The organism is uncultured Maritalea sp. (genome assembly GCF_937139385.1).
GTDB lineage: Bacteria > Pseudomonadota > Alphaproteobacteria > Rhizobiales > Devosiaceae > Maritalea > Maritalea porphyrae_A.
Map to the genome: position 1 here is coordinate 1 of NZ_CAKZPW010000103.1, position 11,968 is coordinate 11,968.

Annotated in this window: 11 protein-coding genes and 2 pseudogenes; 2 read left to right on the plus strand and 11 right to left on the minus strand. The window is 50.3% G+C overall.

Going from position 1 to position 11,968, the window contains the following annotated elements:
• The 3 genes and pseudogenes from Q0231_RS04135 to Q0231_RS04145 all read right to left on the minus strand — a co-directional run.
• Positions 1-414 (minus strand): annotated as a pseudogene (locus Q0231_RS04135) (peptidoglycan-binding protein); the annotation flags it as partial.
• Between the two features lie 3 nt (positions 415-417).
• On the minus strand, positions 418-1,446 hold the full coding sequence (locus Q0231_RS04140) for a flagellar motor protein MotA (protein ID WP_299345456.1): 1,029 nt from the start codon (positions 1,444-1,446) through the stop codon (positions 418-420).
• Positions 1,447-1,567: 121 nt separating this feature from the next.
• A pseudogene (locus tag Q0231_RS04145) lies at positions 1,568-2,358 on the minus strand (AAA family ATPase).
• Positions 2,359-2,661: 303 nt separating this feature from the next.
• On the opposite strand from Q0231_RS04145, the gene Q0231_RS04150 reads away from it, so the two are divergent.
• Positions 2,662-3,336: an HAD family hydrolase gene (locus Q0231_RS04150; protein ID WP_299345459.1), complete on the plus strand. Its 675-nt coding sequence runs from the start codon at positions 2,662-2,664 to the stop codon at positions 3,334-3,336.
• 92 nt (positions 3,337-3,428) lie between these two features.
• Here Q0231_RS04150 and Q0231_RS04155 read toward each other — a convergent pair whose 3' ends face one another.
• The 8 genes from Q0231_RS04155 to fba form a co-directional block, all read right to left on the minus strand.
• On the minus strand, positions 3,429-3,749 hold the full coding sequence (locus Q0231_RS04155; RefSeq protein ID WP_269394874.1) for a hypothetical protein: 321 nt from the start codon (positions 3,747-3,749) through the stop codon (positions 3,429-3,431).
• 50 nt (positions 3,750-3,799) lie between these two features.
• The gene (locus Q0231_RS04160; RefSeq protein ID WP_299345466.1) at positions 3,800-4,954 is read right to left on the minus strand and encodes an alpha/beta fold hydrolase; all 1,155 of its coding nucleotides are present in this window, start codon (positions 4,952-4,954) and stop codon (positions 3,800-3,802) included.
• Positions 4,955-5,003: 49 nt separating this feature from the next.
• Positions 5,004-6,182: an AraC family transcriptional regulator gene (locus tag Q0231_RS04165; protein ID WP_299345469.1), complete on the minus strand. Its 1,179-nt coding sequence runs from the start codon at positions 6,180-6,182 to the stop codon at positions 5,004-5,006.
• A gap of 135 nt (positions 6,183-6,317) precedes the next feature.
• Positions 6,318-7,109, minus strand: coding sequence for an inositol monophosphatase family protein (locus Q0231_RS04170; protein ID WP_299345472.1), 792 nt, complete (start codon positions 7,107-7,109; stop codon positions 6,318-6,320).
• Positions 7,110-7,137: 28 nt separating this feature from the next.
• Positions 7,138-7,701, minus strand: a complete 564-nt coding sequence (gene efp, locus Q0231_RS04175) for an elongation factor P (RefSeq protein ID WP_299345475.1) — start codon at positions 7,699-7,701, stop codon at positions 7,138-7,140.
• 148 nt (positions 7,702-7,849) lie between these two features.
• Positions 7,850-8,839, minus strand: coding sequence for a tetratricopeptide repeat protein (locus Q0231_RS04180; protein WP_299345478.1), 990 nt, complete (start codon positions 8,837-8,839; stop codon positions 7,850-7,852).
• Positions 8,840-9,430 (minus strand): thiamine phosphate synthase, encoded by a 591-nt coding sequence (locus tag Q0231_RS04185; protein ID WP_299345481.1) that lies wholly within the window; start codon positions 9,428-9,430, stop codon positions 8,840-8,842.
• A 146-nt stretch (positions 9,431-9,576) separates the two neighbouring features.
• A complete protein-coding gene (gene fba / locus Q0231_RS04190) occupies positions 9,577-10,644 on the minus strand; it encodes a class II fructose-bisphosphate aldolase (RefSeq protein ID WP_299345484.1) in 1,068 nt (355 codons plus the stop codon).
• A 308-nt stretch (positions 10,645-10,952) separates the two neighbouring features.
• Between fba and Q0231_RS04195 the strand changes: the two genes are divergently transcribed.
• Complete coding sequence (locus tag Q0231_RS04195; RefSeq protein ID WP_299345487.1) at positions 10,953-11,930, plus strand: NAD(P)-dependent alcohol dehydrogenase; 978 nt, start codon at positions 10,953-10,955, stop codon at positions 11,928-11,930.
• The last annotated feature ends 38 nt before the right edge of the window (positions 11,931-11,968 follow it).

The following is an 11,968-nucleotide window of genomic DNA, read 5'->3' on the forward strand; positions in this document are numbered from 1 at the left end:
TAGGGCGACTTGGGCGGCCGCTTCTGCACTGATTTCGCGTTCCGAGGCAAGATCAGAGGAAAGCGAGGCGATCTGTCCGTCTTTTTCTGAGGTGCCCACGCCAAGACCGGCCAATTGTTGGCTGAGGCTGTCGCGTTGTGCTTCTGCACCTGAAAGGGAAGCCGACAGGGAAGCGATTGTGGTTTCCAGGTCCTCTGAATTGGTGCGTTCTAGCTGCAGCAATTCGGTCAATTCAGCGATTTGGCTGTTGAGGCGCGTGAGGGCGCTATCTTTGCCCAAGATTTCTTGGCTCAGGAAAAATTGCGCCAGCATGAACACGGACAATAGGAAAATAATGACCAGCAATAGGCTGGCCATCGCATCCACGAACCCGGGCCAATAGTCTTGGCGTGCTTGCCGTCTTGCGCGCGCCATATCCTATTTGCCCTTGGTGCGTGGGTTTGGTTTGTCTGGCGTTTCTTCTTGCTCAACACTTTTGAGCAATGCGTCCACCAGCTCGCGCATTTTTTGGTTATTTGCGCCCTGATCGGTGATGTGGGTGCGCAAGTCATCTTGCTGTTGCCGGATAATTTTAGTCAGCCCGTCCAGTCCGTGGGCCAATTCGGCCATGGCGCGAATGGCGTTTTGGGATGACGAGGAATTTTGCATGGTGGCGCCCAATTGTGCGACCATTTCTTGCATGCCCGCACCATCAAGCCCCATTTGATCCACCTGCATTTGGGTCATGGGGTGGTCAAGTTCGGTCATTGAAGACATCCAATCTTCAAGATCGGTATAAAATGCATTTTGCGCTTGGCCCGCTTGCAGGTCCAAAAAGCCCAAAATCAGGGAGCCCGATAGACCGAAGAGGGATGAAGCAAAGGCCGTGCCCATGCCAGATAGGGGGGCTTCAAGTCCGTTCTTCAAATTTGAGAACAAGTTGCCACTATCCCCGGCGGTAATGTCGAGTGATTTGATCACGTCGCCAACCGAGCCAACGGTTTGCAGCAAGCCATAGAATGTGCCCAGCAGCCCAAGGAAGACCAAAAGACTGGTGAGATAGCGCGAAGTGTCTTTGGCTTCGTCCAAGCGGTTGCCCACTGAATCCAAAATGGAACGCAGTGAAGCGGGGGTGATCATGGTCTCCCCCAAGTTGTCACGCAAAATCACGGCGACGGGCAGAAGCATTTTAGGCTGCCGACGATTCGCATCCATTTGCCCGGACTGCAGTGAATTCACCCACTGAACTTCTGGGAATAGGCGCATAACTTGCAGGAACGACAGGATGATGCCGATCCCCAATGCCGCCAAAATTACGATGTTAATGAAGGGGTTGGCCCAAAAGGCTTCCACCAGTTGAGGCGCAATGATAACCGCCACCATGCCAACGATTATGAGGAAGATGATCATCTTCACAAGATAAATGGTTGGACTTGCAAGATGATATGGATCGTATGACTGCGCCATTAACGACATTTCCCTCAGATCGATTGCTCCCAACTTGCGATTCTAGTCAGTGCAGTTGAGCCTGACAATATTTAAATCGAATTGTTGTGGTATTGTTGTGGCGGGCGCGGGTGGTTGGCAATTATTCTTGCCTGCGCAACCGCAAATACTCCTTAAGCCCATCATCTCGCAGCGCATCTTCGATGAAGTCTTCTGGATCGGACGTGAAGGCCTGATACAACTTAAAGTGCTGGGTGTTGCGATAGCTTGTTTCGCTAATGCCGCTTTGGGTGATTTCTAGGAGCCGAGCGTTAGGCAGTGCCATGAGGATAGGTGAGTGGGTTGCCATTATCACCTGTGAATTTGCGCGTTCTTGAATGTTATTTAGAATGCGCAATAGTTCGAGTTGGCGCTGGGGGGAAAGGGCGCTTTCGGGTTCGTCCATAAAATATATGCCTTGCCGTGCCATGCGTTCTTCAAACAATCGGATGAAACCTTCGCCATGGCTCGCTGACAAGAAGTCAGCAAATGGGCTGGCCACCTCATCCAAATATCTCGCAACAGAAAAAATGTTTCTGCCTTGAAAAACCATCCGGTTGTAACCTTGGGCAACCAACTTACGCGGAGGACCTCTTTTAAAAGCGCCCCGCTTTTATCAATCGCTTTCCTGTGGTCCACCGCAGCATGGTCTTTGCTGCCACCAGCTTCATCATAACCGCTATGCGCTGCTATGGCTTCAATCAGGGTAGATTTGCCTGTGCCGTTTTCACCAACAATGATGGTGACAGGTGTTGTAAAGTCTAGCTCGAACTCACGGTCCTGCAGCCAAGGCAAGTCATAAGGGTAGCCTGTTTTGTCTACCAATTGATCGGCCATAAGTGAGACGCGCTTTAAATAAGGTGCTGGTAGTTTTGTGCCAGTTTTTCGACGCATGGGACTACTTTAAAGAATAGTTCTGATGAAAATTGCAAAATGTATTGGCTTATGCATGCATGTTTCCGGTACGATTTTCAACAAGAATGCCCCAATAATTCTGCCGCGGCTCCCAGAATACCAAACGCTCCCAACTTGCGAATTTGGTCAGTGCAGTTGAGCCTGACAATATTTAAATCGAATTGTTGTGGCGTACGTTGGGTAGCATTGGTTATTGTTGGGCCCTTAGGTCCAGCATGAGTGCATACTTGGCGTTTTTGGTTGCCTATTTACTTGTTCAGTTTGAATGCCTAGTAGAGTTGAATGACTTGCATAAAGACAGTTTCATTTGATGCTGATCAAACATTGTTTGATTTTCAACGCACATTGGAAGATGCTTTAAACGCAGTTTCGGCGTTTCTATATGATGACTTTGGCTTGCAGATTTCAGCTCAAGTCCTGAGAAGCACTCGGGACGAGATATACGAACAAAGCCGTGGGCACGCTATGGAAATGTTGACGATCAGACGATTGTCATTCCAGCGCGTTTTGGTAGGTCACCCCGATTGCGACATGATCGTAGAGCAGGCGATGCAGCTGTTTGAAGATGTTCGGTTTGGCACGGTTTATTGGTATCCCGATACGCGGGAAGTTTTGCGCCAACTGAAAGAGCAGTTCCAATTGGTACTTATAACCAATGGCAATTCTGATCCAGAACGCGCTGGGCTTGAAGGTGTTTTTGATCATATTCTGTTGGGCGAAAAATTCTCTTTCAAGAAACCGGATCCACGGATTTTTCATGAGATGTTCAAGCGTGCCAAAGTTCAAAATCCCGCAACGGTTTGCCATGTGGGCGATTCTTTGGCGCATGATGTTAAGGGTGCTAATGGGGTCGGTGCCGTTTCTGTATGGTTCAACGCAGAGGGCCAATCCAACAAAACCGATATTGTGCCAAACCACACCATATCCAGCATGTCGGAGTTGACCGAACTGCTTTAGCTTTTCCAACACAAGTGACTAAGCGAAGTTGGTTAGTTCTGGCACGCCCCGAGAATAGGCGTGCCGCTACATTGTTTCGTTGCCTATCGGTGTCAGCGGCAGCCGTTGCGATGAAACACCGCATTGAGCTTTTTAAGCGTGCTGTCTGCTGACGCGCTGGTGATGTCTCCGACAAGACCGTCAACGGTATGGGCGGTTTGATCGGCCTTATTATCCGCAAGTAGAGCACCAAAAGTGCCTATGAAGCTATCTGCATCGGCATCTTCTTTTGCCTGCTGGGCCCGGCCGATTTCGCGGGCCAATTCTGTGCAGCTCATTTGTTCTGGCGGAATAGCATGTAAGCTGCTTGAACTGCAGGCGCATAGCCCCAACGTGGCAGCAATTGGTAGTGCTTTTAGTGATAGTTTCAACATTAGAAGTTGCTTTCATGTCTTGACGTTACTTCAGGCGTGAGATGCTTTGATTAAAGAGTATCGAGCCATTTGGTGATGTGGTCCAAAACCTCTTCAGCAAAGGTGATTTCGATCTCTTCATATTCAGAAGGCAGACCCGTTTCGGTTGGCTGGAAGAGGTGGTTCAGTCCGGCAAACACATGGACTTGGGACCTTGCGTTGCTGAGTAATTTACGCATAACAGGGGCTTCTTCTTTTGCCGAAACCTGCAGGTCTTTGTCGCCAAAAAGGGCAAGAACTGGACCATCGAATGCCCGTAGGTTTATCTCTGGTTTGTGTGTTGCGTATTCCAATCCCCATGGCCCAGCAAAAGACTTCAAAATGTCTTCAAGTTCGTTTTTCGGCAAACCAATTGAAAGCATGAATGCAGATAGTTCCCGGTGAATTTCTTTAATGGGCTTTTGTTGGGCAATTATCTTGTTGCCTTCGAGGTAGTCGCTGACAGCTTTTTTAATCACTTCATCACTTTGCCCTTCAGCGCGCAGAGTATCAGCTGTTTGGGTTGCTAGGACGTCTGAAAACGAACGGGCAGGCCCTGCTGCAAATATCATAAATGCGGGGTCTACGAGCCTTGCAGCAGCGGGCGCAATGTAACCACCTTCTGAATGGCCAAAGAAACCAATGCCTGCGGGGTCTATCTCCGGTTGAGATGCTAAGAAACGAAAAGCGCCGGCGGTGTCATTTGCAAAGTCGGTCAGGGTTGCGGTTTCAAAGTTCCCGGTGCTTTCGCCAAAGCCGCGATCGTCGAAGCGCAGAACCGCGTAACCCGCACGTGTTAAGTGGTCAGATAAAACAAGGAAATGGCGATGATCAGCCAACGCTTCATCGCGGTCTTGTGGCCCCGAACCTGAAATCAGCACAAGCGCTTTATGCGGGCCTTTGCTCTCTGGCATGGTGAGCTCGCCAGCCAGCGTTACACCGGGGCCGCCAGCAAACTGGACGGTTTCGATTTTATAGGGGCGGTCAGTTGGGTCTTGGGGACGTCCAGTGAGACCAAGTGCCGCAAAGCATGCAGAAAGTAGCAGAGCCGCGCTACAGCCAGCTATCAAAGCAAGCGCACCCTTGATTGATATGGGTCGAACCATATTTTTTTGTGGGGTGGCGAGTTTTATTGCAGTTTGTTTGTCCGGGTTTGGTTGGACTTTGCGGGTAGAACGAGATAACACTTTTGGTCTCCTAACATCTCATAACGAGGTCAGGAATTGCAGGTTAAACTCAGCTCGTCGTCTCATTGTGCCCATTCGGACAGTTTTTTCGATAAGCGGAAGGCGTGTGCCCGGTCACTTTCTTAAACGCCATATAAAATGAAGAGCGGGAATTGAACCCTACATCATAGGTGATCGCCAGCACTGAAGCTTCAGAGTGCGCGAGTAGGTGTTTTGCATCTTCAATCCGGTAGCTGTTTACAAAATCAAAGAAGTTCTGGTTCATCACCGTGTTGAGGGTCTGCGAAATGTAATTCGGAGAAGCGCCAACATGTTGGGCCAAATCCCAAAGGGATAGATTTGGATTTTTATGCAGTTGTTCATCGCGCATGGCGGCACGGAGTCTGTTTTCAATACGCTCTAGCGCGTCCGCTGTCAGCGCTGAGTTTTCGTATTTTCGATTTTCTTGTTCTGCTTGGAAGTTGTCGTCATTGTTTGCAACGAGTGCAGGGCGCTGCCGCAATCCCCAAAATGCAGCGGTGCAAAACAACGCGAAACCCGCAACGCTGTACAGAACTGGAGAAAACAAAGCCTCATATATCCCGAGGAGGGCCAATAACCCCTGCAATTGGACCAGCCAAAACACAAAAGAAAACAACCCGATGACGATGATCCAGTTCAGTTCATGCTGCTCTGTGCTCGCGTAAACGTCCTTTAGTTGCTGCCGATAGTGCAATAGTCGACGTACGACCAAAACGACATAGATCGCCAATTGGACGTAGGCTGTAAGCTCTAGAATGCCGACAAAAGCGAAAACCGTGATGGCCCAATCTGAAATCGATGTGAGGTCGTCCCTAAGCATTGCGGTTTGCATGTCGAATGGCACGAACCACAGCGCCAACCCTGCAAGCCCTGCAAGGCTGGGTAACACCATGTGGATGGATAAATAGTTGGGACGGTTTTGATTATTCGACGTCAAAACATGGACATAGAGCCAAAAGCTAGGAGCGAGAGAGAGGGACGAAAACAGACTAAGTGGAAGGAACGATAAATCAGTGTGTTGAAACTGGGCAAGTTCTAACGCGCGTTCTATGGCTGATGGCAAATTGTTCAGGGCCACGAACAGCAAGAACAACGAAAAGCTTCGATAAACTTTTTGAAACCGAGATTGCGCCCAGCAAATCACAGCGCCAAACAGGGCAATCGCAATCGTTGCAATGGCGGTGATTTCACTGATAACGGCATCCATGTCAAATCTTTACTTAGTTTGCCGGTGTGTTCCAGCAACGTTTGCACAATTGGACAGATTTGAACCGCTGCGCGTGAACAAAAAGGGCCCCGGCAGAATGCCGAGGCCAATATTAATTCTAAAAACGAACTGGGCCTAGACCGTTTTCAGCGCCTTAAGCAATTTGCCGTGCACTTTTTCGTTGCCAGCAAGCACAGAACCGCTTTCGGGCTTAATTTCTTTGCCGTTGATGTCGGTTACGGTGCCACCTGCTTCGCGGATCATCAGCATGCCCGCTGCAATGTCCCATGGCTGCAGGCCTGTTTCCCACATCAGGTCAAAGCGCCCAGCGGCAACCCATGCCATATCAAGCGCTGCAGAACCTGTGCGGCGGATGCCTGAAACTGTTGGGTTCAGCTTTGCAACTTCTGCGATGGTTTTTGTGTCTTCTGCGGTGCGGCCGGTGTGTTTGATGCCGGTCACAGCTACACAGTCCGCCAAATGGTTGCGGCCTGCAACGCGCAAGCGACGGTTGTTTACATAAGCACCTGATCCGCGTTCTGCTGTGAACAGCTCTTCGGTGATCGGGTTGTAAATAACGCCAGCAACCATAACGCCATTGCGCTCAAGGCCAATGGAAACAGCAAAGGCTGGGATTGAGTGCAAGAAATTGGTGGTGCCATCAAGCGGATCAACAATCCAGCGGTGTTGGCCGTCGGTGCCTTCAATGGCGCCGCGCTCTTCCATCAAAAAAGAATAAGATGGGCGCGAGCGGTAGAGTTCTTCAAAAATCACTTCTTCAGCGCGTTGGTCCGCAGCGGAAACGAAATCCGCCGGTCCTTTACGCGAAACTTGTAGGTTTTCAACTTCACCAAAATCGCGTTTGAGTGAACGCGCGGCCTTGCGGGCCGTTCCGGTCATGATGGTCAAAAGGGCAGATTGTGCCATGACATATTAGCCTTAATTTTGGTAGCGATTATTCAGCGCGTTTTGAATAGGTGACTTCGGTGGTGTCGACGACGATTTTTTCGCCTTCGCCAACAAATGGTGGCACCATAACTTTTACGCCATTTTCCAGCAGCGCTGGTTTGAATGAGTTGGCAGCGGTTTGGCCTTTAACAACGGGCTCAGTTTCCTTGACTTCCAATGTCACAAACTGGGGCAATTTAACGCCAAGTGGTTTGCCTTCATAGCTTTCCACTTCAATCATCATGCCGTCTTGCAAGAATGCGGCGCGGTCGCCAACAAAGTCTGCTTGCAATTCAAGCTGCTCATAGCTTGCCATATCCATGAAAACCAACTCGTCGCCTTGTGCATAAAGGAACTGATATTCTTTTTGTTCAAGCTGCACGCGCTCAACGGTTTCTGCAGCGCGGAAACGTTCGTTCAGCTTGGTGCCAGATACGATGTCTTTTAGCTCAACCTGCGCAAATGCGCCGCCTTTGCCAGGCTTTACACTTTGTGTTTTCACTGCAACCCACAGGCGATCTTGGTGCAAAATTACATTGCCGGGGCGGATTTCGTTGCCGTTCAGTTTCATCTTTGTTGATCTTTCGAGATTGGTCGTATTCTTGCGTTCGCCATACCTCAGGCTTGCACGCAAAAGCTGTTGGCCTGCCTTTTGCCTTAATATTGGGTTTTGCGCAAGGCTATTGGGTGTTTGCGGGTGTGGATTGGGCCGTAAATGCTTAACGGGCCGGCCAGTCGCGCGCCTGCTTTTCGGCTTTTTCTATGTCCGCTTGGGAAAGGGGCAATAGCATTTCTGCCAAAATTTTGTCATCCAACCCCTGCATGCGGGCCAAGGCGCGCCATTTTGCGGCCCCAATGAGATCTTTTTTCACGCCGCTGCCGGTGGCCAACATGCGACCAAACCGGGCTTGACCCACCGGGTTGCCCAGGTCTGCCGCCTTTTTGTACCATAGGGCGGCATTTTCTAGATCAAGTGGAACGCCTTTTCCTTGTACCAAATAGGTCGCATATTCAACCATGGCGGGCACATTGCCATTGTCTGCGGCGAGCCCAATATAATAAACGCCTTCGTTCAGGTTTGGTGCAACCCCAGCTCCGGCAATTAGCACGTTGCCATAGTCATATTGTGCATCAGCAATATTTGCATCAGCCGCCTTTTTGAACAGTTCAGCAGCACGGCTCAGATTTGGCTCCACAAAGCGGCCTTCAACGTGCAATTGTGCCAAATTATAGATGGCGGGCAAAATGCCACCGGCGGCTGCTTTTTTGGTGAGGTCGGCGGCTTTTTGCCGGTTTTTGGGTACACCCAATCCGTTTTGATAAAGAAGAGCCAATTGAAAAGAGGCGTTCAGGTCGCCATTTTTGTCTGCAAGGGCATACCAAGAAGAGGCGCGGGCATGGTTTTGTGGCACGCCCAACCCTTTGGCATAAAGTTCGGCGATGAGTGTTTGTGCCGCGGCATCATCGTTTTGCGCACGCGGCAGCGCCAGCGAAAGGGCTGTTAAATAGTAGCCTGTCTGAAAAGCGCCGTAGGCCGCGTCGATTTTTTTGCGCGGACCAAGGACCGAACGTGAAATATCTGCAGCTTCTTTGGCTTGTTGCTCCGCGGTGGCGTCTTGTGCATTTACTAAGGGAACAAACGTCACTGCGCACGCACCCGATAAGGCGAAAGCAAAAAAGGTGCGCAAAAGGTGACGATTTTTTCGCATCTATTCAGCGGCTCCCAAAATCTGTTTTAGCCGTGTTGCTGGGTCTTGGGCAGACCAGACGTTTTCGCGCAGTGCGCGGAACTCAAAACGGACCTTGGTATCTGTCTGTTCGGGGTCGAACCCAACGGCTGGAATTTCCATGGTTTCTGCCCACCAATCGGCCAGCTCTTCTGGTGTAAATTCGTCAGCCGCTTTGCTTGGAGCCAAGTGGCCGAAGAACACATAGTCTACGTTCAACTCCCCTTTGGTCATGGCGTCATGTTTTGAATGGATGCCACCCGCGCCAACAATAGAAGCCGGTTTTAGGCTTTTGACGGCGTTGAGAATCTCTTTTGCCGCGCCAGTCATATGCACGCCATCAGCGCCCAACTTGTTGACCGCCTCCGGCATATTATCCAAAAGCGCAGCCGCGCCTGCATTTTGAGCGATCGGGATCAGTGCTTTGGCGACCTCTAAATATGCATCGTCTTCTCGCTCGCCGCGCTGGATCAACACGGCCGCAACTTCTGTGCCCTTAAGGACGGATTGAAGAGTGGATGCAAATGCCGGTTCAGCGTCTGGCGGGGTAATGAGATAAATCTGCGCGCGCATATTGGTCCTTAGAAATTGTATGTGCCTAATGGCCTGTAATTTGGGCAGAAAATAGATAGAGTGCAAGTATTTGCAACACGAAATAAAAACGGCGTGCAAGAGAGCCCTACACGCCGCTTAGAATAATTGCAAAGTTGGTTCGCAAATTAACTGATTTTAGGGTCCAATTCGCCGCTTGCATAGCGGTTGGCCATGTCTGCCAATGGGATGATGCGACCGATTTTGCCCGCTTGACCGGCTGTGTTGAACTGCTCAAGGCGTTCGATGCACAATTTGGTCATGGCTTCACGCGCTGGTTTTAGATATTTGCGCGGGTCAAATTCACCTGGGTTCTCTTGCAAGATGCGGCGGATCTGGCCAGTCATTGCCATACGGTTATCGGTGTCGATGTTGATTTTGCGCACACCGTTTTTGATGCCGCGCTGAATTTCTTCAACAGGCACGCCCCAAGTTTGTGGCATTTCGCCGCCAAACTCATTGATGATGTCCTGCAAATCTTGGGGCACAGAAGAAGAGCCGTGCATGACCAAATGCGTGCCGGGCAGGCGACGGTGAATTTCTTCGATCACATGCATGGCCAAAATATCGCCATCCGGCTGGCGGGTGAATTTGTAAGCGCCGTGTGAAGTGCCCATGGCAATGGCAAGGGCATCAACTTTGGTTTCATGGACAAATTTTACGGCTTCGTCGGGGTCCGTCAAAAGCTGTTCGGTTGACAATTTGCCATCAAAACCGTGCCCGTCTTCTTTTTCGCCTTCGCCCGTTTCAAGGCTACCCAAAACACCCAATTCGCCTTCAACCGAAATACCGCCCAAATGTGCGGTGTCGGTCACCTTTTTTGTCACGCCAACGTTATAGTCCCAATCAGCAGGCGTTTTGCCGTCTTCTTCAAGCGAGCCATCCATCATCACCGATGTAAAACCGGATTGAATGGCGGTCATGCAAGTGGCCGGGCCATTGCCGTGATCTAAGTGGATACAAACAGGGATATGTGGGTAGATTTCAATGATCGCGTCCATCATGCGCTTTAGCATCACATCGTGCGCATAAGAGCGTGCGCCGCGGGATGCTTGGATGATGACAGGAGAATCTGTTTTGTCCGCTGCCTCGGCAATCGCCAAAGCTTGTTCCATATTGTTGATGTTGAAAGCTGGAACGCCGTAGCTGTGTTCAGCAGCATGGTCGAGCAATTGACGAAGGGTGATGCGGGCCATTTATAATGTCTCCAAAAATGCGTGAGATTTGGGAGTTTTCTGGCCCTTCGGGCGATTTTTGTCGAGTTATACTTTGGAGTGATAAAGGTATCTTTTTGGTCTTTGTTTGCTGGCGTAAGTCATTGATATATAACGATGTGTCTTGCAGACCTGACGCTAACCATAGTTGTGGAATGTGGGACGGCTAGGGCCAATTGGTGAATTTGGTGCCAATTCAAGGCCTTGAAACAAAGAAATTGCGCCCAATTTCAGTTCCACAATTGGTTTTTGACACAATGGTGCAGGGCAACTGCAAAAGGTGAGGGCAAATGAGCGACACAATGCAAGCGATAACCAGCCGCGCATATGGTGGGCCCGAAGTGATGAGGCTTGAACAGGTTGAGCGTCCGGTCCCAAGTGATGATCAAGTGTTGATTAAAGTCGCAGCTTCTTCGGTGAATCCATATGATTGGCATTTTTTGCGCGGCAGTCCGTTTTTCATTCGATTGGCGGCCAGTGGCCTGTTTAAACCAAAGAATGTGGTTTTGGGTGCAGACGTTGCTGGCGTGGTGGCCGGGGTGGGGCGCAATGTTAAAAAGCTTAAAGTCGGCGATGAAGTTTTCGGCGACATTGGTGCCGCAGCCTTTGCGCAATATGCGGTTGCAAAACCCGAGAAATTGGCGCTGAAACCGAAAGAAGTTTCATTTCTCGATGCAGGTGTTGTTGGCATTGCCGGTCTGACCGCTTTGCAAGCGGTGCGTGATTGGGGCGAAGTCAAGGCTGGGCAAAAAGTGCTGGTCAACGGTGCTTCTGGGGGCGTGGGTACATATGCGGTGCAGATCGCAAAAGCGTTAGGCGCTGAGGTGACGGGCGTGTGCAGCACACCAAATGTGGCGCTGGTTAAAAGCCTTGGCGCAGACCATGTAATTGACTACAAAAAAGAAGATTTCACCCAAAACGGCGTCGCTTATGATGTGATTATCGATTTGGCCGCAAACCGATCAATTTCGGACACAAAACGCGCGATGGCCCCGGTGAGTAAATGGGTGTTGGTTGGCTTTAATCTCAAGAACATGTTGATGGGTGGTTTATTTGGCCGTTGGCTGTTTTCAGAAATGGGCAAAGCATTTGTTTTAAAAGTCGCGGAAGTGACGTCTGAGGACCTTGAAACACTTGGTGCAATGCTGGCTTCGGGGGAAATCCGCTCAGTGATTGATCGCGCCTATCCGCTCAAGGACACGCCGATTGCGATTGAATATATCGAGACCATGCGGGCTAAGGGCAAAGTGGCGATTGAGATTGAATAGAATGTGCTCGCCGCGTTGGCGGCTTTTCTTTGTGACCA

Bases quoted from the DNA above. Each gene is read 5' to 3' on its own strand.
- Q0231_RS04195 (WP_299345487.1), top strand. From the start codon at position 10,953: ATGAGCGACACAATGCAAGCGATAACCAGCCGCGCATATGGTGGGCCC.
- efp (WP_299345475.1), bottom strand. From the start codon at position 7,701: ATGAAACTGAACGGCAACGAAATCCGCCCCGGCAATGTAATTTTGCAC.
- fba (WP_299345484.1), bottom strand. From the start codon at position 10,644: ATGGCCCGCATCACCCTTCGTCAATTGCTCGACCATGCTGCTGAACAC.
- Q0231_RS04150 (WP_299345459.1), top strand. From the start codon at position 2,662: ATGACTTGCATAAAGACAGTTTCATTTGATGCTGATCAAACATTGTTT.
- Q0231_RS04140 (WP_299345456.1), bottom strand. From the start codon at position 1,446: ATGGCGCAGTCATACGATCCATATCATCTTGCAAGTCCAACCATTTAT.
- Q0231_RS04155 (WP_269394874.1), bottom strand. From the start codon at position 3,749: ATGTTGAAACTATCACTAAAAGCACTACCAATTGCTGCCACGTTGGGG.
- Q0231_RS04170 (WP_299345472.1), bottom strand. From the start codon at position 7,109: ATGGCACAATCTGCCCTTTTGACCATCATGACCGGAACGGCCCGCAAG.
- Q0231_RS04185 (WP_299345481.1), bottom strand. From the start codon at position 9,430: ATGCGCGCGCAGATTTATCTCATTACCCCGCCAGACGCTGAACCGGCA.
- Q0231_RS04180 (WP_299345478.1), bottom strand. From the start codon at position 8,839: ATGCGAAAAAATCGTCACCTTTTGCGCACCTTTTTTGCTTTCGCCTTA.
- Q0231_RS04165 (WP_299345469.1), bottom strand. From the start codon at position 6,182: ATGGATGCCGTTATCAGTGAAATCACCGCCATTGCAACGATTGCGATT.